A 25422-nucleotide genomic window follows, 5' to 3' on the forward strand; every position below is an offset into this window, starting at 1 on the left:
CACTAAAGGTTTTTAAAACCTCAAATGACTCACATGTATCTATCGACTTCAAATCCTGTCAATTCCAAGGTCGTATCTTTTTGTTGGTGAAGTTCGCTGATGATTTTACCGGAGGCAGGAGCCAGACTCACTCCCATCATGGAATGCCCGCTGTTCACCATCACATTGGAGTAGCCAGGAGCAATACCTATATAGGGAAGTCCGTCAGGGGAGCAGGGTCTTAAACCTTTCCAGATTTTATTTTCTTCTGGGAATTTTGCTTCAAAGTCCGGGTAAAAGCGATTGATGGATTCGAAGATTCCCTTCACACGATTAAGATTTATTTTTTGATTAGTCCCAGCGATTTCCATCGTTCCACCAAAACGAATCTGTTTTCCGTAAGGACTTACAGCTACTTTCGACTCAGTCAAAATCGATGATTGCATGATCTCAGGCTTGTTTTCTTGTAGGAACGAATACCCTTTTCCTCCCATCATCGGAAGTGTAAATCCTAACAAATCAGCCAATTCTCCCGACCATGATCCGCCACAAAGAATTACTTTCTCAGCTTCAATTTTTCCTTGATCTGTAAGCACAGCATTCACTTTGTTTCCACTTTTTTCAAAACCAGTGACTTGTGTATTTGGGAGAAAATTGACTCCTTTTTCCAGTAAGTAACTTTTCAGGAACCCATACAATTTCCCTGGGTCTAAATGTGCATCGCCAGGAAATCGAACGGCACCACGTGCTTTCACCTCTAGGTTTGGCTCAAAACCTCGGATGTCCTCTGGAGAAAGAATATCAGCCTGCAAACCATTAGCATTTGCCAGGTGTGCAAATTCGATTTCCTCTTTTTCAACTGCTTCAGTCTGATAGATCATCATCAATCCCTTCTCCAGCAGGGCGATAGCTGATTCTGGATGCTCATCCCGAAATTCCTGGTAAAGCGCCTTACTGACTAAGCTTAGATTTTTTAGAACAGGAACACTTCGCTCTACGTGCGCTGGACTGGCAGCTTTGTAAAACTGGTAGCACCATTTCAGCAGTTTAGCATCGAGTCGAGGGTGGATGTAGAATGGGCTTTTGGAAGAAAACATCCAGGAAATCCCTTTACTGATCATGCCCGGAGCTGCCAAAGGAATAATATGGCTTGGTACGATCATGCCGGCATTGCCAGTGGAGCAATTTACCTGCATGTCGCCTTGATCAATTACTTGGACTTCAATTCCTTCTTTTTGAAGAAAATAGGCTGTAAAAAGGCCGATTACTCCGCCGCCGATAATGATTGTTGGTTTCATATTTTTGTACCAGGTACCACGTACAAAGTACCAAGTAAAGTCACAAAGACTTTGTACTTGGGACATTGTATTTTGTACAATTTAAATCACTTGGAATCCATGTACATAAGGATCATCGTCATCAAGAATGATGGTATTATATCCGTAAACTTTTGCCCAGCCTTCTATGCTTGGGATTATGGCTGGTTTACCAGCTATTTCTGTTTCTTCTTCGATTCTTCCGATGAATATGGAACCAATGAAGCTCTCGTGAATGAAATCTTCTCCCGGTTTCAAGAGTCCTTTAGCATACCATTGAGCTAGTCTTGCAGAGGTCCCAGTTCCACAAGGAGATCGGTCAATAGCCTTGTCTCCATAGAATACCGCATTGCGAGCTGTACTCGTAGGATCAAGCGTTTTTCCAGTCCAAAGCACATGGGAAAGTCCTTTGATCGCGGGATGCTCTGGATGCACAAACTCATATTTCTCATTCATCTTTTTGCGAAGGAAGCGAGCCATTGAGATCAATTGTTCTGCTTTGAAATGCTCCAATCCAGGAAAATTCTCCTGTGGATCTACGATGCAGTAAAAGTTGCCACCATAAGAAACATCCACTGTCAATTTTCCCAATTCGTCAGATTCTATTTCCAAACCCTCATTTGCAAGGAAGCTTTTGACATTTGTCAGCTTGACGGACTTGACTTTTCTACCTTCTTGCTTGTACTCCACGAGAACTAATCCGGCGGGAGTTTCAAGTTTAAGCTTCCCTGGAGTTTTAGGATAAATCAATCCTTCTTCAATAGCAATCGTCACTGTGCCAATCGTGCCATGTCCACACATTGGCAGACAACCGCTAGTTTCTATGAATAGCACAGCTACGTCATTGTCAGGATTGTGTGGAGGAAAAAGCATCGACCCAGACATCATATCGTGACCTCGTGGTTCGAACATCAAACCAGTTCTGATCCAGTCTAGATTTTCCAGAAAATACTGTCTTTTTTCCAGCATGTTTTCACCTTTCAAAAAGGGAACTCCGCCCGAAACTACCCGCACCGGATTGCCACAAGTATGGGCATCGATGCAGGAGAAAGTGTGTCGTGTTGACATTTATTAATTCAAAATTGGAATATTTGAAAATTGGGGTTTAGAGTTGGACATTGATTAGGAAGAAATGTGGTCAAGGAGTACATGTTTTCAATGAGAAATGGAGTCTTACATAATGTCGTATCTCAAATCCCAAATCAGTTAATCTTCTCTACCGTAAATTTTCCGTTAACCTGTCTTACAATTTTCATTGGATTATCATTCTTCAAAGCGTCTGGAAGTAAATCAGAAGGCATATCCTGGAATGCAATTGGGCGTGCAAAACGCTTGATCGCACCAGCACCTACCGAAGTACTTCTCGAATCTGTCGTTGATGGATAAGGTCCTCCGTGCTGCATAGCATACCCTACTTCAACACCGGTAGGGACACCTGCAAATAATAATCTGCCACATTTCTCTTCCAGTATATTTATAAGTGCTGCATTTTGCTTCAGCTCAGGAATATCTCCCCATACTGTAATTGTCAGTTGACCATGAAGCTTTTTAGCTGCTTCCATCAATTCATTTGGCGAATCATAAACGACCATCAATGCAAATGCTCCGAAAACTTCTTTTTGGAATACGTCATCAGCGATCCAATCCGCAGCTTTGATTTCCGCTAAGGCAGGGCTTCCGTTGATAAGATGCTTTGGGTCTGCTACTTTAATCCACTTAAGCTCTTGACGACTTTGATAATATTCTATGGAATCATAATACGCACTCGCAATTCCCGGATGTAACATTGGTGAGCCAGCTATTTCCTTGATTTCTTTAGCCATGGCAGCTTCAAATGCTGTGGCATGTGCTCTTGGTACGAAAATCAATCCCGGGTTGGTACAAAACTGTCCTGAGCCAAGCGTCAAAGAACTCACGTAAGACTGTGCAAGGGGAACTAGTTCATTTCCCAGTTTCTCAGGAAAAGTGAAAACAGGATTTACAGATCCCATTTCCGCATATACCGGAATCGGTTCATCACGCTGGCTGGCTAATTCAAACAGGGCCATGCCTCCTTTGTGAGAACCAGTGAAAGCCACTGCTTTTGCAAGAGGATGCTTCACCAATGCCTGTCCTATTTCGATTCCTCCTTCCACATGAATAAATACTGCTTCAGGAAGATCCGCACTGATTACGGCTTTATGTATACATTCCGCTACCAACCTAGAAGTCTCTGGGTGCGCAGGATGGCCTTTGTAAATAACAGGGCAACCTGCCGCTAAGGCAGAAATAGTATCTCCTCCAGCGGTAGAAAATGCTAGTGGAAAATTACTTGCACCAAATACAACTACAGGCCCGATTGGAGTAAGCATTTTTCGGATATCCGCTTTTGGTAAAGGCTCCCGGTGTCTATCCCCTGGGTCTATGGTTGCTTCCAGCCAGCTTCCGTCTCTCACCATTGTAGCGAAAAGCTTGATTTGACCAGTTGTTCTTCCCAATTCACCATTGATTCTACCTTCAGGAAGATTAGATTCTTTTACCGCTACAGGTACTATATTCGCTCGATTTGCTTCCAGGATTTCTGCAACGGTCTCCAAGAAATCAGCTTTGAGATTTGCTGGAAGGTTTTTGTAGTGAAGGAAAGCCTCGTGTGCTGCAATGAAAATTTCGTCGATCATAGGTTTTGTAGGTTTAAAAGGTTAATAGCTTGAAGATAGTAAAAAAAGCACAAGTCAGGTGCCATTTGCCCAAGGCTTATAGCTTAGGTCTATTGGCAATTCCTTCTGTAATGATTTTCTCAATGCGTGTGCGCTCTTCGCCGACCAAGGTTAATCTTGGTGCTCTTACATGCTCACTTCCGATTCCACAATGCTGCTCAGCTAGCTTGATGTACTGAACTAGTTTAGGATGAATGTCAAGTTCCAATAGAGGTAAGAACCAACGGTAGATTTCTCTAGCTTCTTCGTTTTTACCTTCGTTGATTAGGTTAAAAATTGTCACTGTTTCCTTAGGGAAAGCACAAACTAATCCAGCAACCCAGCCATCCGCGCCCATTACTAATTCTTCCATGGCAAGTGTATCGACACCACAAAGCAATTTGAAACGGTCACCGAATCTATTTCTCATGCGAGTTACATTTGATATGTCCCGTGTTGATTCTTTGATTGCCTGAATGTTTTTGCATTCTGCAAGCTCAGCAAACATATCTATGGTTACCAAAGTTTTGTAATCTACAGGGTTGTTATAGATCATTATTGGTAGATCAGTGCTGTCAGCTACAGTTTTGAAATAAGCGACTACTTCTCTTGCGTCAGCTGCATATCTCATAGGAGGAAGTATCATCAGGCCTGCAGCGCCTAACTCTTTGGCTTTTGCTGCCCAAAATAAAGCATCCTGAGTAGCGCCTTCAGCAATGTTTAAAATCACAGGAACTTTACCGTCAAGATAGTTTACAGTTTCTCGAGTCAATGTAATTTTCTCTTCCTGAGAAAGCACGGAGCTCTCGCCGAGTGTACCTCCAAGGATAATCCCGTGCACTCCGGATTCCAGTTGGAAGTCAATGTTTTTAAAAAATAGGTCCATATCTAAACTTCCGTCAGCATGGAATTTAGTCGTCACAGCGGGGAATACACCTTTCCAATTCATATCGTTTCTTTTTTTATTCAAAATTAGATCATCACGCAAGCCTTTGAAAGTGGTGATTTAGTAAATAATGGTTCTATTTTGATCAAAAATTAATTTTATTTCAATTAATTTAGTAATCCAAGCGTATTTTACCTTATGAGCAAGGTTATATCATTTCAAATCCCGAAGTCTGAGAAATCGTTTATCCAATATCAGGAAGATCGTGGAAATCATTTCTATGACAATCTACATCAGCATCCCCAAGCTCAACTGACACTTATAGTAGAAGGGCGAGGGCAGCTTCTCGTGGGCGATTTTGTAGGAAGATTTGAGCCTGGAGATGTTTATTTATTGGCTGAAAGTATTCCTCATGTTTTCAGAAGTGATGCTGATTATTATCAGGAGGGAAGCGATCTCAGGATTGCAGGGAACACCATTTTTTTTGACTTTAAAGCTATACATGGAGCTTTTTCGGAAGTGGAGGATTTTCAAGAACTCACTCATCTGAATGAAAAAATTACTGGTTGTTTTAAAATCATTGGTGAGACCAATGATAAAATAGCCAATTTGGTTTCTCGATTTGGAGATTTCTCTGGTCTCGTTAGACTTCAGGAATGCATTCACATTTTGTCACTTCTGGATTTTAATTCAGAGAATGTAATTGCTCTTAATAAAATTCCGGTCCTCCGAACGATGACCGAGAGGGATGGACGCAGAATGGATCAAGTGATGAGATTTATCCTAGATAACAGCACTAGACAGATATCCTTGGAAGAAGTAGCAGAGCAGGCATATATGAGTAAAGAGGCTTTTTGCAGGTTTTTTAAGTTGCGTACCCGTAAAACTTTTACGCAGTATGTGCAGCAATTGCGAATCACTGAGGCTAAGAAATTACTCTTGGAGACAGATTTAAGTGTTGCACAGATTTCCTTTCAGGTAGGTTTTCAGACCTTGTCACATTTTAATAAAACCTTCAAGAGCCTGACGGAAATGACTCCTAAAGATTGGAGGAAGTTAAAGTAACAAGAGATTGGGAATTGAGTTTTTGGGAAAAAAAATCCCCAAAAACGGGCATTGGAAATACTTTGTTTTAAGTTTTAAAGCTTGAATAAACCAAAAGTTAATTCATGTTAACACGCTTTTAATGAGTCGCTAAGGCGTTTGGGAGAGCTGCTAATTGGTTAATGGCATTGGCTTTGGCTAATGAGACGAAAACAAACCAATTATGAAAAAATTAATTTTATCCATTACCATGATGGCGGCGGTTTTTGCTACATATGCTCAAACAACGCGTGATATTGAAGATATCAATGAAGAAAATTCTTGGCTGAAGCTTGGCCTTAATCTTGGAGCTCCCGTAGGTGATATTGGTGATTATTCCTCATTTGCTTTTGGAGTTGATGTTGCTGGTCAATTTATGAGAACAGATAACTTTGGACTTGGCGTAGTTTCAGGTTATACTAATTACTTTAAGAAATCGGACGTGGTAGGTGCTGAGAATTTTGGTGCGGTTCCACTTGGTTTAATGTTAAGATATTATCCAGAGCCTACTGGCTTTTTTGTAGGAACTGACGTAGGTTATACGTTTTTGACGGGAGATATCGGTAGTGATGGAGGATTTTATATTCGCCCGCAAGTAGGTTATCATAATTACGATTGGAATATTTTCGCTTTTTACAATCAGATTTTTGGTTCGGATAATGCCGCTGATATCCAGACAATTGGTGTAGCTGCTACTTATAATATTAGATTTAAATAAAAACTAAATAACCATGAAAAATCAAATCAAAAAGTACTCGCAGAATGCATTTGTATTCTTAATGACCATGTTCTTTTCTGTCGCAGCATTTGCTCAGGATGGAGGCTTAGACATAGATGTCAATATTGGTAAGAAGGAATGGTACCAACAGCCATGGGCGTGGGTAATTGGAGGAGCTGTTTTTGTTTTGATACTGGTAGCACTTCTTCGAAAGAGAAAATAATCTATTAAAGGTCGTTTCATATCCGAAACGACCTTTTTTTTTACTACAATTTCTAGATTGATTGTATTGTGATAGGGAATACGATCTATCGATATATTGTATAAATCAAAACCTACTTTTAATTCTTCCTCTCCAAAAATAATTTTTCTACCGCTGATCAAAGAATTTCATTAATGGGGTGCTATGAAACTTCATTACCGGGAACTTACGCCCAAAATATTTAATTTAAGGCTTCACTTCTCCCAGCTATATGAAAAAAATCTACTTATTCCTGATTTTGTGTTTAATCTCCACGCTTGGATATTCCACTGAATTAGTTCAGACAATTCAAACCTATCAAGCCGATTATGGAGCTTTAAGACGATTGTATTCAAACGCTCTTTCTGACGAATATTTTTCCAGAATAAAATTGTTTATTGAGGAATATCTTAAAAATCTCTCTAAGCTGAATTACGGTTCTCTGTCTGAAGACGGGAAAATCGATTACGTCTTATTCAGGAATTACCTTGAAAAAGAACTTGCAGAGCTGGAGATTGAAAAAACTTCATTCGATGAAGTGTCAGGCGTTTTGTCATTTGCTGGCCCTTTGGAGAAATTCTATCAAGGAAGAAGAAGAGCAGTAAAACCAGATCCTCAGGCTTTGGCAGCATCGTGGAATGATGTCGCCAAGCAAGTGGATTTCAAACTCAAAGGCCTGACTTCCACTCCGAAATATACCAGTTGGCAAAAGGCGGACTTGGCAGCAAGTGCAGTTGAGTCGATGAATGAAGTGACTGGAGAGGCGTATAGTTACTATTTTGATTTTGATCCGATGTTCACCTGGTGGATGCCGGAGCCATGGAAGAAACTGGACGAAAGCATGAAGGCTTATGCTAAAGCATTGCGTGAGCACTATACGAATTCTGTGAAAGATGATGGAAGCGGAATCATCGGCCGACCTATTGGGAGAGATGCACTGGAAAAACAATTGGCATTTGAAATGATAGCCTACAGTCCAGAGGAACTGATCGCTGAAGCCGAAAAGCAATTTGCTTGGTGTGAGAAGGAAATGCTAAAAGCATCCAATGAATTGGGTTTTGGTGATGATTGGAAAGCGGCATTGGAAATGGTGAAAGAAACTTATTTCCCTGCTGGAGAGTGGCCTGGTGAGGTAATTAGACTGGCAGAGGAAGCCACGGATTATGTAGAAGAAAATGATTTAATAACTGTACCGCCATTGGCAAAAGAAACGTGGAGAACGATCATGATTTCTGCTGAGCGCCAACGTGTAAGTCCATTTTTTCTGGGAGGAGAGATGATTCAGATCGCTTATCCTACTTCTGAGATGAGTCATGAGGATAAAATGATGAGTATGCGCGGGAATAACCCTCATTTTTCCCGAGCCACTGTTCATCATGAATTGATTCCTGGGCACCACTTACAGCAGTTTATGAACCAAAGAAATATGACACACCGCAGGATGTTCGGTACCCCATTCTGGACAGAGGGCTGGTCACTGTATTGGGAGTTTATTCTTTGGGATAAGAATTTTCCAAGAGATGCTAAAGACAAAGTGGGAATGCTTTTCTGGAGAATGCATAGATGTGCACGAATTATTTTCTCCCTGAATTATCACTTGGAAAAAATGACTCCTCAGGAATGTATTGATCTCTTGGTGGACAAAGTAGGTCATGAGCGGGCAAATGCTGAGGCTGAGGTTCGACGATCCTTCGAAGGTAGATACGGTCCACTCTACCAGATAGCTTATATGATTGGGGCGCTAGAGTTCTATAAAATGCGTGAGGAAGTGGTGGATTCAGGAAAGATGACTGAAAAAGAATACCACGATCTGATCATGAGCCAAAATGCTATGCCAGTAGAAATATTAAGGGCTAAAGTAACTGGAAGTCCACTGAAAAAAGATCACAAAGCGAGTTGGAAATTTTTGGATTAAAAGAATAAGAGATTTTTACTAATCCCAATTACAAAAACTTAGGAGTCCGAATTTTCGGACTCCTAACTCATGTTAAACCAGAATTGGATTATTTTTTTCGATTTTCTTTAAGCTTAATAATTATAACTCCATTCTTCCCCTTTTCACCGTAAGTGTCAGTTGCAGACTCGTTTTTTAGGACATTGATGCTTTCGATATCGTCAGGATTAATTTTATTGAAATTTGATAATTGCTTCATGCCATCCTTGGTGTCAAGTATATAAAGAGGAGCATCTTCTTGATTAGGACTGGATGAGTGTACAATTACTTTTGGACTTGAGATAGAGCCAACTCCCGCAACTTCATAAAGTGGTTTGCCAACTTTATAACCACTCGAAATGCCATTTACGGTTGCTGGGCTAAATGTATTTGAACCGTATCCAGAAATACTAACCCCATTCACTGTTTGCACTCTAGTAGTCTGTAGGATTTCCTGTTGCTCAGAGGTTAATTCATTTTTGATAGCCACCATAGTACTGAGTTGTTGCTTTTTTAGGGAGTTTTCCAGGGCTAGCACCTTATCCATTTGCTTCTGAACCGCTACCTGATCGATTTTTGTTTCGTCCAATAGTTCCTTTAGCTTTTTTGTTTCTTCGTCCAGGTCCCATTTTACTGTGCTGAATTTACCGGCATTTTCGCTATGGATTTTTTTGATATTGTTGGTTTGGGCGTCGGTTAGCTTGAGTTCGGAGCGAAGTTCCATGACATGATCAGCAGAATATAGGTTTCGCTGAAAAATATCCTGATTGGACGCTTTAAGGTTATGCACATAGGTTTGCTGTCCATGGACGAAACCAGCAAAGCATAATAGGTATACAAATAGTATTTTTTTCATGATAGTTGAATGTTTAGTATTCTGTCAATAAAGAAGCAGTAGGAGATTCCCAAGTGTCCAAGAAGGTGCTTTCTTCGATGGTAAAATGCTGGTCGCCTTGGTCGTCTGTTTGAAGGGTAATGATCACTACCTCAGGAGAAGCACTCTCCACAGGTGTGGGTTCTTGGATAAACAAGAATGCAAACAGCATGGAAGCAGCTATTCCTGCCGGTATCCAAAAGCTGAATTTTCGGGTTTTGACCTCAGGAAAATCAGGTATTTCCAATTGTTCATCCTGCTTTTTCATTTGGTTAAAAAACCGTTCTAATTGTTCGTCATTTTCCATGTTCTTCCTGGATTTGAACTTTCGTAATTAATTCTTTGAGTTTCTTTTTCCCGCGATCATAATGTGTTCTCGCAGTACCTAAACCTATTTGGAGGATCTCAGCACTTTGCGCAATGGTCATTTGATGATAAAATACCATCAAAATTACTTCTCGCTGCATTTCCGGCAGGTGCTTGATTATTCCTTCATAGTCGGTCGAGTCTATCTCCTCGTGGCTCTCCATTGGATCATAGGAATCTGAAAGGGAAACGACTTTTCCAGCTTTTCGGATCTCGTCAATCGCCGTATATCTAATGATAGAAAAGAGCCATGTTTTTGCCTTAGATGCATCTTTAAGCTTTGCCTGGCCTTCCAGAATCTTCAAATACGACTGCTGAAGCACATCCTTTGCCATTTCATCTTCAAATGAGCAACATTGCCTAGCCCAAAGGTATGCATCCCGATGGTGGGCTTTTAGGATATGATCTAGCTGGCTCCGATTCATTTACAAAGGTTAGTCGGCAAAAGCGCTAAATATATGACACCGACGGAGAAAAATTTAATACGTGTACGCTAATAATCACTTGGCTTGATTACATAGCTACCGTTGAACTTTTGACTCTTTGATCCTAAATAGATAAGACAAAGTGAATTCAAGATTTGTAGAATTCATATCAAAAATTCGCTCTTGTCCCTCTGGATTGGTGAAGTCGTAAGAAAATCTAACTTCGCCCGCGATGGTACTTTTACCAAAAAGTTTTGAAATGCCTGCACCCGCAGTAAGACCATACATGATTTTTCTAGGCTTATCATCTGCCCCTCCGTAGGTTGGGATTTCCATAGGCGTGTCTCCGGAAAATTCCCGGGTAATGTCTTTTGCCTGAAGCAGATACCCAAGGTGTGGCCCCGCTTTGATCTGAAATCTTCCGGATCTACCAATAAAAAAGCTAGAGAGAATAGGGACCTTCAGATAGTCAAACTGAGTTTCGTTAGTTAAGATAGGTTCGGATTCTTCTTCAATTTGCGAGAATCCCATTCTGAGAAACTGTATATTTATTTCAATGCCTGCATTCTTTGCATTAAAATGTTCGAACACCAATGCAAAAGTAGGAGAACTCACTCCGTCCGCAGAAGAGGGTCTGCTGCTAGGAGTAGGTCGATATGAATAAGTAGAAGTAGAATAGCCCCCACGTATACCTACGCTAGTCTGCGCAGACAATTTAAATGAAGCTAGTATTAAAATACCCAATAGGAGAATTCTATTCATGCCCAAAAGTAACTAATAATAGAATTTTGAGGACAGTTATTTTGCATTGATTGTAAAAGTGCCGGAGATCGGAAGACCATCCATTCCCAAACCTCTAATGATGATTGTCATAGGAGCTTCGTTGTCATTGGTATAGAAGCTAACGCTTACTTTGCCTCCCTCACTAGTCACAAGGAATGGATTCCAGTATAATATCTGTCGTTGATCAGCGCCTTCAGGAATCTCCTCCTGAGTATAATCCAAATTATAGAAATCTGAACTAGGCTGATATCCTTCGATCGTAAACTCACTCATGCTGCTTTTTGTCAAATTTGGTGAATCCATATTACCAGCAGCTCCTGATTTAAGAAATATTGCGATCACTCCATTTCTTCCCTGTTCTCCTAGCATTGAAACTGTCTTGGATACTATCTCTACCCGTTCTATATCTTCAGGATTAATAGTCCGAAGATTGTCTGCAGCTGTCGTGCTTCCTGAACTTACCAGAATGGCTCCGTTCACCATGACAATAGGCTCCATGGATCCGGATATGGAAGCGGCACCGCCTCTTAATCTGATCTGCTGCCTTCCAGATGCTCCTGCAATAGTAACTCGCATACCAGGAATATTACCAGCTAAACTTGACACCAGATCAGCTGTATTTCCAGTGGACAGTAGTTTGCTGCCTTCCACTACATAATCTGGTGATCCATAAATAGAACTGGGTTTTTTCACAGTCTTTTCTTTTACGAGTACTTCTTCGAGCTCTTGAGATTCTTCTTCGGTTTCCAAAGGCCAAATGGGTTCAGCTACTTGGTTTGATTTAGGGAAATAAGTACCTGAGGGTAAGGTAAATGGAACTTTTAATTCTTCAACAAGTTCTATTTTTCCAGAAGGTTTTCCTTTCTTATCTGTAGCTTGAAATGCTAGCTTCATAGTCCCAAAAAACTCCATTTCTTCAAATGTAAACTCTCCAGTCCTGTCAGATTCTCGCTCTACGACTCCATTGAAATCATCTACGTATGCGGTAACGTCAGCTTGCAGAGGTTTTCCCTTTTCATCTAAGACTAGACCTTTTTGGGTCAGGCTTTTTTCCATCTCATAGGAAAAGCGATCCAAACCCATACTAGGGGAAATTTCTTCAAGCTTTAAAAATGATTCTATAGATCCGACTTCTTCTATTGGTACCACCTGTGATTGATCAAGAACGGCAACAGAAAGGTTCGCTTGAATCGCACCACCTCGCTGATTTTCTGTGAGAAATGATAAGGTTACTTTTTCACGATTACCGTAGCTTTCTCTGTCAGGCTGCATCCGAATCCTGTTTGGCTCACTAAACGTTTTGGCCTCAGACTGGTCAATCCGTTGAAATGGAGTGAGTATGGATATAGGCTCTACGAAAAAATGATTTGGGCCGTAGTTTCTATTCCAGTTGGTGTAAGCACGCAAAAAGTATTTTTCCTGACTCAAGGTATCCGGCAAGTAAAAGTCTCCTACAACGACTCCGTTGAAGATTTGGAATTTCTTTTCTATGACAAAATCCCGCTCCATATTGATTAGTTCTACGTGCAATACTTTGCTGAGTTCGTCTTTCAGAAATTGATTGCCATACGCAAAATAAGCTTTGAAAAAAAGCTGATCTCCTGCGTAATAGTAAGGCTTGTTAGTATGCAAATAGACTTTTTCCTGATAATTGGCAGCAGTGGGCTCGAGGTTTTTCAGTTGTATTGCTTTATCAGCATCATAGTCCAAAGGCAGGATTGTGGATATCCGTTTTCTGTCCATGTCACCTGAAAACACCAAATCCTGTGGATTTAATATCATTCCATTTTCTCGGACATGTACCTGATTCTTATTTACCTCCAGCCAAGAAACAGGATAAGGAGCATCTTTATAGGTATTGAGTTGAGAAAAGCCTTTTTGGTAGTGAATTTCAATTCTCCCCTTCATCGCAATAAGGTATTCGCCTGGTTTATTGGCAGGAGTGATCAAGTTATCCGGTTTGTAAGGAACTACAGATTTGCCCAGCTCATTGGCAAAAATATCTGACCGCATATTCATGCTGGGAGATCCTCCGGGTTTATCGCCATATAAGTAAAAGCCTTCTTTTTCCTGATTTCCGCTAATCATAGAGCGAAACATATTCATTGGAGATTTGCTATATGTCTCAGATCTATTCTGCTCCCAAGTTATTTTTTGATCTTCTGATGCTGGGGTCATCTCTTCAAATCTGGCAGCGCCTGCGATTCTATAATTGGTGGGTGAATCGAAAAACTCTTTTAAATCAAAGGTGATTTTGTAGCCCAAATAATTATTGGTGATCTCAATGGGTAGCAAGGCTTGGGCTATAAAAGTGCCCTTTTCTGTTGACTCAGGGAAATCAATTACCCATGGATTCTCCAAGATACATTTGGCGGCAACTTCGTCATTTCCCAGAAACAAATTCTCAAATTTTCTAAGGTCTTTTTCCCATGATTTGTCTCTGGAAGCTTTGATCTCCACATTGTCAAGTTCTTGGTCAAGGGGTTTCATATTGAGATTTACTGTGGAGGTTCCACCTGGATTGAGCGTCACCTTTTTCGTTTCTGCTTGATATCCCAAGAAAGAGAAACTTACCTCGATCTGCCCAGGTTCTATTCCTGAAAAGGTAAATTTGCCATCCATATCTGTCACTGTGGAAATCGTGGTGTTATTTACAAAGACGTTACAGTAAGGAAGTGTTTGTGCAGTTTCAGAATCTTTCACAATACCAGTGATGGTGCCGGACTGGGAAAGAACAGATTGGATTGAGCTGATAAATAATAGAATTGTAAAAAATCTTTTCATGCAGCAAGAAATGAAGTCATAGTTGTAAACACAAGATAGGATTTCAGGAAACCAAAAAAAGCCCCTAAAGGAGCTTTTATAGTGGTACAAGTGAAAAAAGAAATTATTTTATCTATTTCTTTTCATCAGATTTCAAATCGTCTCTATCCTTTAGTTTTTTATCCTCCACATTTTTATTGAGAAATTCGTTGATTTTATCAATAGAAAAGGAAGAGGAGATCTCACCGAAGGAATTAATGTCCATTTTGAAACCGTTCAAGTCTTCATGAACTTTCGGGTCTTCGTTTTTCTTTTTCTTCTTTGTCATAGCTTGTGTTTTTAGCCGTTTACCTCTAGTGTGGCTAACGCAAATCTAATTCGGGAAGCCACTTCTTCTGTCCCTAAAATAGCAAAAATCTCCATTAAATCCGGGCCTGCACCTACACCTGACACAGCTAATCTTACAGCCTGCATCACTTTCCCTAATTTAATTTCTTTTGCTTCTGCAGTTTCGCCCAGCATCACTTTGGCTTTTTCTGAGTCAAAGTCTCCGGTGTATCCTTCTAATGTAGCCGCATAAGCGGAAAGCAAAGTAGCCGCATCAGTATTCCATTTTTTACTGGCAATCGCCTCTTCAAATTCAGTAGGAGCTTCGACTACGAACTTACATCCTGGCCAGATTTCAGCAGGAAAAGTCACGCGATCTTTCATTAAAGCTACTAGAGCTTCAGCAGTATCCTGAAGGATGGTAATCCCTTCCTTTTCAGCATCTGCTATCACATAAGGTGCAAGCTCTGCATTTGATTTTGCTCTCAGATATTGTTCGTTGAACCATTTTGCTTTCGCAATGTCAAACTTCGTCCCTGATTTGCCAATACGCTCAATAGAGAATGCTTCGATCAATTCCGCCAAGGAGAAAATCTCACGATCATCTCCAGGATTCCATCCAAGAAATGCGAGGAAATTCAAAAAAGCATCAGAAAAATATCCTTGCTCCCGAAAACCGGACGCCTTTTCTCCATTCTCCTTATTTTCCCAATTCAACGGGAATACCGGAAATCCCAACTTGTCACCGTCACGCTTGGAAAGTTTACCGTTTCCGTCAGGTTTAAGTAAAAGCGGTAAGTGGGCAAACTCTGGCATGGTGTCTTCCCATCCAAAAAATTTGTACAGCAATACGTGCAATGGAGCTGATGGAAGCCATTCTTCTCCACGTATCACATGAGTAATATTCATCAGATGATCATCGACAATATTTGCCAAGTGGTAAGTAGGCATTCCGTCTGATTTCATCAGTACTTTATCATCCAATGTGGAAGAGTGAACCATCACCCATCCGCGGATCATATCATTCAGACGCACTTCTTCTTTACGTGGAATTTTCACTCGGATCACATACGGTTCACCAGATGCCAGTCTTTCCTTCACTTCCTCTTCAGAAAGAGTCAGTGAATTTTTCATCTGAGTTCTCGTGATGCTGTTATATTGCGGCTGAACAACCCGTGCAGCAGTCAATCGCTCACGCATCGCTTCCAGTTCCTCCGAAGTATCAAAAGCATAATAAGCGTGACCGGCTTCTACCAAATGAACCGCATATTGCATGTAGCTGGGCTTGCGCTCTGACTGACGATATAATATGCAGTCACCTGGATTCCAAGGGCTTTCGTCTGGAGAAATTCCCAACCATTCCAGAGATTCTTTTATATAATCTTCTGCTCCTGGGACAAAGCGGGTTTGATCTGTGTCCTCAATTCTTAACAGGAATTTACCGCCCATTTTGCGGGCAAAAAGATAATTATAAAGCGCGGTTCTTACCCCGCCAATATGCAAAGGACCCGTGGGTGACGGTGCAAATCGTACGCGAACTTCTCTACTCATGGATTTTTGTGTCAACGCCGTCTACTTAGTGTTGATGGCATGTTTTTGTTTTTGATCGGGGTGCAAAGATAGGGAATTGTTTGTGTATGAAGGGAGGACTTGCATTAGTTATAAAAGTGATGTGCGAGTAATAAGAAAGTAGTTAATTAACATCTTTATGGAAAGCTTCTATACCTATAAAGATTTTTTTCCAACGGAAAAAAAGTGCATTGCTGTTTTGGTAAAAAATATAAGAAGGAAGGTATCCTTGGAGATAAACAATTAGCGCTGGTTCATAAGCATCTAATCTTTCTGAACTCTTATCGCTTTCAGGTGTTTATTAGCAGGGAAAAAGAGCTAGAAGTCAATTGTTAGAATTCATAAAGCACTAACTTTAGCCCGCCAACCTACTATTAAAACCACACGCTTTTGGATCGTCAGGATTTTCTTTCCATATACCAATCAGACCCCATCTTTCAAACAATCGCCCATGAGATTTCCAGTGGGGAGAAGCTTACTTACCAGATAAAGGGTTTATCAGGCAGTTTGGATATGGTGTTGTTTTCAGCTCTATTTCAGGCAAAAGGAGGTTTTCATCTTATTGTAGCTCAAGACAAAGAGGAAGCTGCATACCTCAATTCTGATCTTCAGAATCTCCTTAACAGTGAAGAGCATATGATTTTCCCATCTAGTTTTAAGCGGGCTTATCAGTATGAGGAAATAGACAATGCCAATGTGTTGATGAGATCTGAGATTCTCAATTTGGTATTGGAGGAAAAGGGTAAATCGCGGATTATCATTACTTATCCAGAGGCCATCTATGAGCGGGTGATCAATAAACGCTCTCTTCAGGAAAATACCTTTTCTGCAAAAGTCGGAGAGCAGGTGGATATGGAATTCGTTTCTGAGATTCTGGCCAGCTACGATTTTGAGCGCACAGAGTTTGTCTATGAACCTGGCCAATTTGCAATCCGGGGCGGGATTTTGGATGTGTTTTCATTTTCTAATGAAAATCCCTACAGATTGGAGCTTTTCGGAAAAGAAATAGAAAGCATTCGGACATTTGACCCCGAATCTCAGCTCTCTATTGCCAGGGTAGATCAAATCGCTTTGATTCCAAATATTCAGACCAAGCTTCTCCAGGAAGTCAGGCAATCTTTTCTGGGCTTTTTGCCGGAGAAAACAATTGTATGGATCAAGGATTATCAGCTGACACTTGATGTGATGGACGAGTGTTTTCACAAAGCTGCTCAGGCATTCGACCAAATTGTCAAAAAAACTAATAATACAAAGACTGTTCTCAGTCCTGAGGACTTATTTGATAAGGGATCGGATTTCGCATCGATTTCTGCTAATTTCTCAAGAGTGGAATTTGGCAAGCAGTTTTATCTGAAAAACGCCAAACAGTCCTCTTGGGAATCGCAGCCTCAGGCATCTTTCAATAAGAATTTTGATCTATTGGTCACTCAGCTTTCTGACAATGAGAAGAAGGGATTTGTAAATATTTTGACAGCCGAAAATGCGAAGCAAATTGATAGACTACTGGGGATTTTTAAGGAATTAGATCCTACTTTGCAAGTACAAAGCATGCTCCTTGGCTTGCGTGAAGGGTTTGATGATAAGCAGTCAAAAATAGCCTGCTTCACAGATCATCAGCTTTTTGAGCGTTTTCATCGCTACAAAACCCGGGATAAAGCCAGTAAATCAAAGGCACTGACAATTAAAGAACTAAAATCACTTCATCCTGGGGACTACATAGTCCACGTGGATTATGGTGTCGGACGTTTTGCAGGTTTGGAGAAAGTAGATGTGGCAGGTAAAATGCAGGAAGCGGTTCGTTTGATCTTTAGGGATGACGACTTGCTGTATGTAAACATTCACTCATTTCACAAAATATCCAAGTTTTCTGGGCAAGAAGGTACCGTTCCATCCATGTCCAAACTGGGTTCACCTGATTGGGAAAACAAAAAATCCCGGGCAAAGAAGCAAGTTAAAGATATAGCGAAGGATTTGATCGCGCTTTATGCAAAGAGAAGATCGGCAGCAGGTTTTGCTTTCAATCCTGATTCTGTACTGCAGATCGAGCTGGAATCTTCCTTCATTTATGAAGATACGCCTGATCAGGCTGTAGCCACACAGGATGTAAAGTCGGATATGGAGAAATCTTATCCTATGGATCGATTGGTGTGTGGAGATGTAGGTTTTGGCAAGACAGAAGTAGCTATTCGGGCTGCATTCAAAGCGGTGAATGATAGAAAGCAAGTTGCCATTTTAGTCCCAACGACCATCCTGGCTATGCAGCATTACCGGACTTTTAGTGAGCGATTGGAAAATTTCCCGGTGAAAGTGGAATACATCAACCGCTTTCGTACCGCGAAAGAAATCAAGGAAATCATAGCTCAGGTAAAAACCGGTGAGATTGATATCCTCGTAGGTACACACAGGATTGTCAATAAGGATATTGAGTTTAGGGATTTGGGACTTTTGGTAATTGATGAAGAACAGAAGTTCGGAGTGAAAGTAAAAGATCAACTTAAAAATCTTCGTTTAAATGTAGATGTGTTGACTTTAACTGCCACGCCGATTCCAAGGACTTTGCACTTTTCCCTCATGGGAGCTAGAGATTTGTCCGTGATTGCGACTCCTCCTCCAAACAGGCAGCCCGTGACTACTGAAGTGCAAACCTTCCAGGAAGAAGTGATCCGTGATGCAGTTTCTTATGAATTGAGAAGAGGTGGTCAAGTATTCTTTGTACATAATCGTGTGGGAGAAATTGACTCCATCGCAAACCTCATTATGAAGTTGGTTCCAGATGCCAGAGTAGTTGGTGCGCATGGGCAAATGGATGGCAAAAAACTGGAGAAGGTCATGGTGGATTTTATCCATCACGAATACGATGTACTGGTCTCTACCAATATTATTGAGTCGGGGCTCGATATTCCGAATGCTAACACGATTATTATTAATCGTGCGCACATGTTTGGAATGAGCGATTTGCACCAGATGCGCGGACGAGTAGGAAGAAGTAATAAGAAAGCTTTTTGCTATCTGCTTACTCAGCCAATGTCTGGATTGACGGCAGAGGCTAGGAAGCGAATGCAGACTTTGGAGGAATTCTCGGATTTAGGGGATGGATTTAAGGTAGCGATGAAGGACTTGGATATCCGGGGAGCAGGTAATTTATTAGGTGCTGAGCAAAGTGGTTTTATTACTGATTTGGGCTTTGAAATGTATCACAAAATTCTGGATGAGGCAGTACAGGAGCTAAAAGAGAATGAATTTGCCGCCCTCTTCGAGACAGACTTGGCAGAAAAGGTCAAAGTTTTGGTACAAGACTGTACAATTGAGACAGATTTGGAATTATTAATTCCAGAGGAATACGTAGGAAATATCAGCGAAAGACTTGGACTATATTCCAAACTTGATGCAATCAAGAATGAAGAAGAGTTGGCTAAATTTTCCGCGATGTTGTTGGACAGATTTGGGCCTTTGCCTGAATCTGTTACAGACCTAATGGAGACCGTTCGTTTGAGATGGAAAGCTGAAAAGCTTGGTATTGAGAAACTTATTTTGAAGGGAGGTCTAATGAAGTGTCATTTATTGCCTTCTAGCCGGGACGATTATTACGCTTCAGAAATATTCCAGAAAATAATGCGATTTGCCCAGATGAATAGTAAACTTTGCAAAATAAAGGAGTACAAGAATCGTTTGATTCTTACATTATCGAATGTTTCGACTATTTCTAAAGCACAGATCAAGCTAAAAGAGATGAATGAAGCATAATTTGAAAATATTTTAGTGGCATAAAAATTGCAGATTTGACTACCGATTTTGTTGATTTTCTGGGATTTTGATTGTTTTTTGTAATCAGGATCAACAGGAGATCTTCATAAACCATTGGAAGTGCTTGACATTGCATTTATATTAGCACACTGGTTAAGACCTTAAACAATTACATATATGTGTCTGAGTAACAAATCATGGGGAATGTGGGTAGCAGCTTTGGCAATCGTCGGAAGCTCTATTTTAACCTCTTGTAATAAATCTCCTGGATATGGGAGAAGAACTGCAAATAATCCTGGTAAAAGAAGTGCTACCACTGGGGCTGAATTCAGTTTTGACGAAGATGATTCCACTCAATTTTTTGTAGCCAAAAATGCAGAACAAATCCCAGGACCTAACCTGAAATTTATTCAAGGCGGTAGAGCTGTTCTCGGTTCCCAGGAAGAAGACGTAATGGCTTTTCGTGACAACCAAGAAAGGACTGTAACTCTTGCTAACTTCTATTTAGATGAAACAGAAATCACCAATAATGATTTCAGAGAGTTTCTTTTCGAGATAAAGAAAAAAGTAAGTGCAGATTCTCTACTTAAACTTGAGCCTCGGGATAATGTATGGGCTGGTGGAGAGATGACATTTAATGATATGTATCAGTCCTACTACTTTAGATTTCCTGGCTTCAACTTCTATCCAGTAGCAGGTGTTTCATGGGTTCAAGCTGATGCATACAGTAAATGGAGAACTGAATATGTGCAGGAGGTAATCAGAGAAGATAGAGGGATAGATTCTTCATTCACAAAAAGCCAACTTATCGAAAGAGGTGTAGCACTTGCTGACTACAGACTCCCTACAGAAGCAGAGTGGGAATATGCTGCAAAAGCAATGATCGGAACACAATACCTGGATGAAAATCAAGAGTATGGCCGAATTTACCCATGGGATGGCAGAGGAGTAAGAAATCCTTATAATGTAAAAAGAAAAGGCAAGCAAGGTGATATGCTAGCTAACTTTAAAAGAGGTAGAGGTGATTACGGCGGAATTGCAGGAAGTCAATCAAATGACGGAGATATCATTCCTACAAACGTTTATGACTTCGCTCCAAATGATTTTGGTCTTTACAATATGGCTGGAAATATGAATGAATGGGTTCAGGATATCTATAGGCCACTTTCCTATCAAGATATGGATGATCTCAACCCTATTAGAAATTCCGGTGTAGGTGATGAGGAAGATGAATATCAAACCTCAATGCTTACAGATGAAATTAGAGTTTACAAGGGAGGCTCGTGGAGAGATGTAGCATATTGGCTAGCTCCAGGTACAAGAAGATTTATGCATCAGGACTCTGCTACCAACCATATCGGTTTCAGATGTGCTATGATTTCAATTGGAGAAAAAGGTAAATAAGAACACTTATAAAAATTGTAAGCCCGATCAATTAAATTGATCGGGCTTTTTTGTGCCCAAATTCGTAAAGCTGAAGTACACATTACTGGTTGTCTACAGGAGCGGGATTTGTTTTATAATTCGCTGTAAGTCAAAGATGTAAGGGTTAATTTTTGTAACTTAACGAGACACTTAAACCCAAATGACATGAATGCGATCACAAAAATTGAATCTTGGGCAGATAAACATCATCCACAGTGGATTGATTTCCTGCGTGTAATCTTAGGATTATTTATTATGTACAAGGGTGTGCTATTCATTTCGAACACTAGCGCACTGATGGATCTCATGAAAAATAAAGATCTGCAGTTTTTTAATCTTGGCTTGGCTCACTACGTAGCTTTTGCGCATTTAATGGGCGGTTTTCTGATTGCCCTCGGATTAGTTACCCGTGTGGCAGTGATTTTCCAGATCCCCATTCTCTTGGTAGCTGTTTTCTTCGTGAATATTGATTCCGGATTTCTTTCGGTTTCCAATAATCTGGAGTTTGAATTATCCCTACTTGTCCTGATTTTATTAATTGTGTTTTTAATTTATGGTTCAGGAAAATTCTCTCTGGATAATTATATACAAGAGCATCCTAGATGGTAGAATTACATAAACAACAAGGGCATAAACCAATTTAAGCCCTTGTGTTTATACTTAATTTTTAAGGAATAATAGTTGACTTGGAAGTAGATCTGAGAAGATAGTATGAAGACTATTTATTCTTCATTACTCCTGCCTTAATTGGGATATTCAAATCATTTTCTTTTGGCGGAATAGGACATGCATAGCCAGTGGCATAAGCACAATACGGATTGTAAGCCTTATTAAAATCCAGCTCAATCGTATCTCCGGAAGGAATAGTCAATCCCATATATCTACCTCCTCCATAGGTTTCATCCCCGTTAGTTTGATCTGTAAAGGGAAGAAATAAATAATCTTTATATTTTTCCTGAGTCCTGAGTTGATGGCTTTGATAGATATTCAGCTTATATTCTGTACCATCCAAAGTGAATGTAGCTATCCCGTAGATGTCATAATCTTTAATGGAATTAGCGGTAGTCTTCATTTGAAAAAAAGTTTGTGGAGGTAGCTTTTCAAATTTTGCTACTACATGATATTTCTCATTTATTGGGAAGAAGTGATGTCCTTCGAAAGCTTCACGTTCTTGGGCGGATAGCGGTGATTCATCAGGGTTTTTGTATTCCTCATTCAGTTCATGCTGAAATTCAAGAACTGATGCCTTATAATTTTCTTGTGCAAAGAGTGTTTGGGACAATCCAAATAAAATAAGATAGAAAATGAGATTTGCCTTCATAATGAGTAAGGTCTATAGACTGAATTTAACTTGGATTTTTCGAAAAATAGTGGTTATTACTTATAGAAATTTCCCATCTAACTTCAGTTTAAGAAAGTTTTATTTTCTGTAGGATCAGTTAAACTTTTGAAGCTTATAGCTCAGCTCCCCACATGAAGATCAGAAATAAAATGCCCAAGGCAATTCTATAATACCCAAATGCGGTAAAACCATTTTTGGATACGAACTGAAGAAAAACTTTTACAGCAAACCATGCTGTAATGAAAGCAACTATTGATCCTATTCCCAGCATTGTCAATTGTTCGTTTGTAAAGGCCAGATCTGTCTTTAATAGGTCATAACCAGAAGCAGCGATCATGGTAGGCACAGCCAAAAGAAACGAAAATTCCGTTGCCTGCTTTTTATTTAAGCCATTAAACACTCCCCCAATGATAGTGGCGGCAGCTCTTGATGTACCTGGGACCATGGAAAGACACTGGAAAAGTCCAATGAAAAAAGCATTTTTATAGGACATGTCTTCTACTTCGTCTACGTCAGTCTCAGAGTTCACTACTTTTTTGTCTATGAAAATAAGAATGATTCCACCTACTATTAGAGACACAGACACCACGATTGGGTTAAATAAATAAGCTTTGATATAGTCATAAGCTAACAATCCGATTACTGCGGTTGGGATAAATGCTGCCAATAGTTTTAGATAAATAGTAATTCCTTTAAGAAATCTAGTGATATACATCAGAGCAATGGCAAGAATGGCGCCCAGCTGAATGAATATTTCGAAGGTCTTAACAAATTCATCCTCATGAATATTCATGGCTGCGGATGCTAGAATCATGTGTCCAGTAGATGAGACAGGCAAAAACTCTGTTAAGCCCTCAATGATGGCAATGATTATTGTTTGCGTAATTGTCATGCAGCAAAATAGAAAGTCAAAGGATAGTTTAAGCCAGTAAAGTTAAGAATACAGTTTAGACTCTTGGGAATAAAAAGTGGATTGATATCATTCATTTTCAATAATTCAAAGTCTTCGATAACAATAGATTTCGTTAATCGCATAATTTTTACTTCATTAATAGTTCAACCTCTAATCCAGTAACTCATATATCCAAGAAGTGTCATTCCAAGAAGAGTTTTCTAATAGCTTTCGGCTTATCTACTACCTCCTGTTCAAAGTCATCTCCAAAAATTTATACAAAGTATCACCTTGATTACACTTAGTTTAATTACCACATGAATGGAAAGGCAAAAATTGAGGCTTAAAAAATCATTTCCGATGCCTATTTCTTATCTTCATTTTTAAGAGAAATTTTAATGGCAAATGAAAAATATTTTTGACCAAAAGGTTCATGAGGATACAATCCAAAGGATAAATTCACTGACTCAAGAATCGACTCCACTGTGGGGAAAAATGAGTGTTGACCAGATGCTTGCTCATTGTTGCGTTGCCTATGAGATGGCTTATACTGACAAGCATCCTAAACCAAATGCCTTAGTGAGATTTTTGCTTAGGTTATTCGTAAAAAAAGGAGTGGTGAATGAAAAGCCCTATCCAAAAAACTCCAGAACCGCACCTGTTTTTATAATTAAGGATCGAAAGGATTTTGATTTGGAAAAAAATCGTCTTATCTCATTTGTTGTGAAAACCTATGAATATGGACCAAATTATTTCGATGGGAAGGAATCACTTTCTTTCGGTCCGATGACCACTCAGGAGTGGAACAATCAATTTTACAAACATCTAGATCACCACCTAAAACAATTTGCAGTATGATACATCCGGCTAAATCCATTCGCACTTTTATCGGAGCTAAAGACTACGCCGAAAGCATTCGTTTCTATCAAATTCTAGGTTTCAATGTACGCTCGGTAAGTCCAGCTATGTCGGTAGTGACCGTCAAGGAAAATATTGTCTTCTATTTACAGGATGCGTATGTGAAAGCTTGGTGCGAGAATTCCATGATTTTTCTTGAGATTGACGGCGATCTTGAATCCTATTGGGAAGCAATCAAAGTCTTCGGTCTGCCTGATAAATTCCCAGGCACCAAACTCAGTGAAATTCAACGCAATGATTGGGGTAATGAGTTTTTTCTGCACGATCCAGCAGGAAATCTATGGCATTTTGGAGTTTTTAAAACCGCCTAAGTGGTTGAGAACTAGGTTTACAGAACATAAAACTTACTTAGTCCGTTTAGAATCAATAGACAATATTTTTAACCCATTAACCAAAAGTTCTATGAATAAGTTACGAGCATTATTCCTACTAATTTTCCTTTTCAGCATCGGCGGTGCTATTGCACAAGAATCTGGTTCATTAAGAGAGTTGCATCAGCTGTTAGCCAAAAACTTAAAATATCCTACCGAAATGAGGCAGGCGGATATTGAGGGGCCAGTAGTTATTTCTATTAAAATAGATCCAGTTGGAAATATGACAGGTGAATATGAATATCTCTCAGGAAACCCAGGATTTCAGGAGGAAATTGATAGAGTGGTTGAAAAGGTGAAGCAAAATTGGAAAGCATCCTATTTGAAAGATAAGACTTATGATTTGGAATATTTAATGAGTTTTGAATTCAAATTGTCCAAAGCAGGTAGTTTCCCCCCGAATCCATTTTTGACATCTCAGAAACCTAATGCCATTTCACCTTTTGAAAAAGTGAATGCTGCTTTGCAGGAAAACCCATATTTCCCAAATTTCTACACCAACAGAGCAGAAATTTTACAAAAGGAAGGGAAAGAAGTTCTTGCGGAAATGGATTTAAATCAAGCTAATTTTCTAAAAGAAAAAATGTTGGCTGAAATAGTAATTGTTGGATACCTTCCATCCGGTCCTAAGTCACTTTAAATGAACGGATAATTATATTCTAAAGAGGAAAAGAGAGCTTAGTCTCTCTTTTTTTGTAACCATTTTATTATAAAAACTCTATTTTTTAATATTTTCAAAATAATCAAAAAGGGCCTCATTGGTTCTGATTATTGATATTTTTGAATAAAAGT

At 39.9% G+C, this 25422-nt stretch carries 23 protein-coding genes; 10 read left to right on the forward strand and 13 right to left on the reverse strand.

Features of this window, described 5'->3' with window-relative positions; translation table 11 throughout:
* Positions 1-29 precede the first annotated feature (29 nt).
* The 4 genes from AACZ73_RS04720 to AACZ73_RS04735 form a co-directional block, all read right to left on the reverse strand.
* Positions 30-1277, reverse strand: a complete 1248-nt coding sequence (locus AACZ73_RS04720) for an FAD-dependent oxidoreductase (RefSeq protein ID WP_339876345.1) — start codon at positions 1275-1277, stop codon at positions 30-32.
* A gap of 81 nt (positions 1278-1358) precedes the next feature.
* Complete coding sequence (locus AACZ73_RS04725; protein WP_339875852.1) at positions 1359-2363, reverse strand: 4-hydroxyproline epimerase; 1005 nt, start codon at positions 2361-2363, stop codon at positions 1359-1361.
* A 134-nt stretch (positions 2364-2497) separates the two neighbouring features.
* Positions 2498-3952 (reverse strand): aldehyde dehydrogenase (NADP(+)), encoded by a 1455-nt coding sequence (locus tag AACZ73_RS04730; RefSeq protein WP_339875854.1) that lies wholly within the window; start codon positions 3950-3952, stop codon positions 2498-2500.
* Between the two features lie 76 nt (positions 3953-4028).
* Positions 4029-4919: a dihydrodipicolinate synthase family protein gene (locus tag AACZ73_RS04735; RefSeq protein ID WP_339875856.1), complete on the reverse strand. Its 891-nt coding sequence runs from the start codon at positions 4917-4919 to the stop codon at positions 4029-4031.
* A 135-nt stretch (positions 4920-5054) separates the two neighbouring features.
* Here AACZ73_RS04735 and AACZ73_RS04740 point away from each other — a divergent pair, with 135 nt between their 5' ends.
* From AACZ73_RS04740 to AACZ73_RS04755, 4 genes are all read left to right on the forward strand, one after another.
* Positions 5055-5921: an AraC family transcriptional regulator gene (locus tag AACZ73_RS04740; protein ID WP_339875858.1), complete on the forward strand. Its 867-nt coding sequence runs from the start codon at positions 5055-5057 to the stop codon at positions 5919-5921.
* 202 nt (positions 5922-6123) lie between these two features.
* Positions 6124-6657: a hypothetical protein gene (locus AACZ73_RS04745; protein WP_339875860.1), complete on the forward strand. Its 534-nt coding sequence runs from the start codon at positions 6124-6126 to the stop codon at positions 6655-6657.
* 13 nt (positions 6658-6670) lie between these two features.
* Complete coding sequence (locus AACZ73_RS04750; RefSeq protein WP_339875862.1) at positions 6671-6880, forward strand: hypothetical protein; 210 nt, start codon at positions 6671-6673, stop codon at positions 6878-6880.
* Between the two features lie 250 nt (positions 6881-7130).
* A complete protein-coding gene (locus AACZ73_RS04755) occupies positions 7131-8813 on the forward strand; it encodes a DUF885 family protein (protein WP_339875864.1) in 1683 nt (560 codons plus the stop codon).
* An 88-nt stretch (positions 8814-8901) separates the two neighbouring features.
* Here AACZ73_RS04755 and AACZ73_RS04760 read toward each other — a convergent pair whose 3' ends face one another.
* From AACZ73_RS04760 to gltX, 7 genes are all read right to left on the reverse strand, one after another.
* Positions 8902-9687 carry a Spy/CpxP family protein refolding chaperone gene (locus AACZ73_RS04760; RefSeq protein WP_339875866.1) on the reverse strand — a complete coding sequence of 262 codons (786 nt, stop codon included), beginning with the start codon at positions 9685-9687 and terminating at the stop codon, positions 8902-8904.
* Between the two features lie 13 nt (positions 9688-9700).
* A complete protein-coding gene (locus tag AACZ73_RS04765; protein WP_339875868.1) occupies positions 9701-10012 on the reverse strand; it encodes a hypothetical protein in 312 nt (103 codons plus the stop codon).
* The gene (locus AACZ73_RS04770; RefSeq protein WP_339875870.1) at positions 10002-10496 is read right to left on the reverse strand and encodes an RNA polymerase sigma factor; all 495 of its coding nucleotides are present in this window, start codon (positions 10494-10496) and stop codon (positions 10002-10004) included. The genes AACZ73_RS04765 and AACZ73_RS04770 overlap by 11 nt, the downstream gene beginning before the upstream one ends.
* Before the next feature lie 96 nt (positions 10497-10592).
* Complete coding sequence (locus AACZ73_RS04775; RefSeq protein WP_339875872.1) at positions 10593-11258, reverse strand: porin family protein; 666 nt, start codon at positions 11256-11258, stop codon at positions 10593-10595.
* A gap of 36 nt (positions 11259-11294) precedes the next feature.
* Complete coding sequence (locus AACZ73_RS04780; protein ID WP_339875874.1) at positions 11295-14063, reverse strand: carboxypeptidase regulatory-like domain-containing protein; 2769 nt, start codon at positions 14061-14063, stop codon at positions 11295-11297.
* A gap of 112 nt (positions 14064-14175) precedes the next feature.
* The gene (locus AACZ73_RS04785) at positions 14176-14370 is read right to left on the reverse strand and encodes a hypothetical protein (RefSeq protein WP_339875876.1); all 195 of its coding nucleotides are present in this window, start codon (positions 14368-14370) and stop codon (positions 14176-14178) included.
* A gap of 11 nt (positions 14371-14381) precedes the next feature.
* The gene (gene gltX, locus AACZ73_RS04790; RefSeq protein WP_339875878.1) at positions 14382-15920 is read right to left on the reverse strand and encodes a glutamate--tRNA ligase; all 1539 of its coding nucleotides are present in this window, start codon (positions 15918-15920) and stop codon (positions 14382-14384) included.
* A 408-nt stretch (positions 15921-16328) separates the two neighbouring features.
* On the opposite strand from gltX, the gene mfd reads away from it, so the two are divergent.
* The 3 genes from mfd to AACZ73_RS04805 all read left to right on the forward strand — a co-directional run bounded on the left by mfd (position 16329) and on the right by AACZ73_RS04805 (position 21716).
* Entirely contained in the window at positions 16329-19682 is a 3354-nt protein-coding gene (mfd, locus tag AACZ73_RS04795; RefSeq protein ID WP_339875880.1) for a transcription-repair coupling factor, read from the forward strand.
* Positions 19683-19859: 177 nt separating this feature from the next.
* Positions 19860-21086, forward strand: coding sequence for a gliding motility lipoprotein GldJ (gene gldJ, locus AACZ73_RS04800; RefSeq protein WP_339875882.1), 1227 nt, complete (start codon positions 19860-19862; stop codon positions 21084-21086).
* A gap of 186 nt (positions 21087-21272) precedes the next feature.
* A complete protein-coding gene (locus AACZ73_RS04805; protein WP_339875884.1) occupies positions 21273-21716 on the forward strand; it encodes a DoxX family protein in 444 nt (147 codons plus the stop codon).
* A gap of 109 nt (positions 21717-21825) precedes the next feature.
* Here AACZ73_RS04805 and AACZ73_RS04810 read toward each other — a convergent pair whose 3' ends face one another.
* Together AACZ73_RS04810 and AACZ73_RS04815 are read right to left on the reverse strand one after the other, a co-directional pair.
* On the reverse strand, positions 21826-22428 hold the full coding sequence (locus tag AACZ73_RS04810) for a DUF1684 domain-containing protein (protein WP_339875886.1): 603 nt from the start codon (positions 22426-22428) through the stop codon (positions 21826-21828).
* Between the two features lie 133 nt (positions 22429-22561).
* Complete coding sequence (locus tag AACZ73_RS04815; protein ID WP_339875888.1) at positions 22562-23341, reverse strand: undecaprenyl-diphosphate phosphatase; 780 nt, start codon at positions 23339-23341, stop codon at positions 22562-22564.
* 405 nt (positions 23342-23746) lie between these two features.
* Here AACZ73_RS04815 and AACZ73_RS04820 point away from each other — a divergent pair, with 405 nt between their 5' ends.
* The 3 genes from AACZ73_RS04820 to AACZ73_RS04830 all read left to right on the forward strand — a co-directional run bounded on the left by AACZ73_RS04820 (position 23747) and on the right by AACZ73_RS04830 (position 25270).
* Entirely contained in the window at positions 23747-24199 is a 453-nt protein-coding gene (locus tag AACZ73_RS04820; protein WP_339875890.1) for a DUF1569 domain-containing protein, read from the forward strand.
* Positions 24196-24570: a glyoxalase gene (locus tag AACZ73_RS04825; protein ID WP_339875891.1), complete on the forward strand. Its 375-nt coding sequence runs from the start codon at positions 24196-24198 to the stop codon at positions 24568-24570. Before AACZ73_RS04820 ends, AACZ73_RS04825 begins: the two co-directional genes overlap by 4 nt.
* 91 nt (positions 24571-24661) lie before the next feature.
* Positions 24662-25270, forward strand: coding sequence for an energy transducer TonB (locus AACZ73_RS04830; RefSeq protein WP_339875892.1), 609 nt, complete (start codon positions 24662-24664; stop codon positions 25268-25270).
* Positions 25271-25422: the final 152 nt, after the last annotated feature.

It is taken from the genome of uncultured Algoriphagus sp., from assembly GCF_963974835.1.
Lineage (GTDB): Bacteria > Bacteroidota > Bacteroidia > Cytophagales > Cyclobacteriaceae > Algoriphagus.

Excerpts from the sequence above, each read along its gene's own strand:
- AACZ73_RS04810 (WP_339875886.1), bottom strand. The coding sequence starts at position 22,428 with ATGAAGGCAAATCTCATTTTCTATCTTATTTTATTTGGATTGTCCCAA.
- AACZ73_RS04780 (WP_339875874.1), bottom strand. The coding sequence starts at position 14,063 with ATGAAAAGATTTTTTACAATTCTATTATTTATCAGCTCAATCCAATCT.
- AACZ73_RS04775 (WP_339875872.1), bottom strand. The coding sequence starts at position 11,258 with ATGAATAGAATTCTCCTATTGGGTATTTTAATACTAGCTTCATTTAAA.
- AACZ73_RS04760 (WP_339875866.1), bottom strand. The coding sequence starts at position 9,687 with ATGAAAAAAATACTATTTGTATACCTATTATGCTTTGCTGGTTTCGTC.
- AACZ73_RS04755 (WP_339875864.1), top strand. The coding sequence starts at position 7,131 with ATGAAAAAAATCTACTTATTCCTGATTTTGTGTTTAATCTCCACGCTT.
- AACZ73_RS04815 (WP_339875888.1), bottom strand. The coding sequence starts at position 23,341 with ATGACAATTACGCAAACAATAATCATTGCCATCATTGAGGGCTTAACA.
- AACZ73_RS04770 (WP_339875870.1), bottom strand. The coding sequence starts at position 10,496 with ATGAATCGGAGCCAGCTAGATCATATCCTAAAAGCCCACCATCGGGAT.
- AACZ73_RS04785 (WP_339875876.1), bottom strand. The coding sequence starts at position 14,370 with ATGACAAAGAAGAAAAAGAAAAACGAAGACCCGAAAGTTCATGAAGAC.
- AACZ73_RS04765 (WP_339875868.1), bottom strand. The coding sequence starts at position 10,012 with ATGGAAAATGACGAACAATTAGAACGGTTTTTTAACCAAATGAAAAAG.
- AACZ73_RS04750 (WP_339875862.1), top strand. The coding sequence starts at position 6,671 with ATGAAAAATCAAATCAAAAAGTACTCGCAGAATGCATTTGTATTCTTA.
- AACZ73_RS04825 (WP_339875891.1), top strand. The coding sequence starts at position 24,196 with ATGATACATCCGGCTAAATCCATTCGCACTTTTATCGGAGCTAAAGAC.
- AACZ73_RS04735 (WP_339875856.1), bottom strand. The coding sequence starts at position 4,919 with ATGAATTGGAAAGGTGTATTCCCCGCTGTGACGACTAAATTCCATGCT.
- AACZ73_RS04730 (WP_339875854.1), bottom strand. The coding sequence starts at position 3,952 with ATGATCGACGAAATTTTCATTGCAGCACACGAGGCTTTCCTTCACTAC.
- AACZ73_RS04830 (WP_339875892.1), top strand. The coding sequence starts at position 24,662 with ATGAATAAGTTACGAGCATTATTCCTACTAATTTTCCTTTTCAGCATC.
- AACZ73_RS04805 (WP_339875884.1), top strand. The coding sequence starts at position 21,273 with ATGAATGCGATCACAAAAATTGAATCTTGGGCAGATAAACATCATCCA.
- AACZ73_RS04725 (WP_339875852.1), bottom strand. The coding sequence starts at position 2,363 with ATGTCAACACGACACACTTTCTCCTGCATCGATGCCCATACTTGTGGC.
- AACZ73_RS04745 (WP_339875860.1), top strand. The coding sequence starts at position 6,124 with ATGAAAAAATTAATTTTATCCATTACCATGATGGCGGCGGTTTTTGCT.
- gltX (WP_339875878.1), bottom strand. The coding sequence starts at position 15,920 with ATGAGTAGAGAAGTTCGCGTACGATTTGCACCGTCACCCACGGGTCCT.
- gldJ (WP_339875882.1), top strand. The coding sequence starts at position 19,860 with ATGTGTCTGAGTAACAAATCATGGGGAATGTGGGTAGCAGCTTTGGCA.
- AACZ73_RS04820 (WP_339875890.1), top strand. The coding sequence starts at position 23,747 with ATGAAAAATATTTTTGACCAAAAGGTTCATGAGGATACAATCCAAAGG.
- AACZ73_RS04720 (WP_339876345.1), bottom strand. The coding sequence starts at position 1,277 with ATGAAACCAACAATCATTATCGGCGGCGGAGTAATCGGCCTTTTTACA.
- AACZ73_RS04740 (WP_339875858.1), top strand. The coding sequence starts at position 5,055 with ATGAGCAAGGTTATATCATTTCAAATCCCGAAGTCTGAGAAATCGTTT.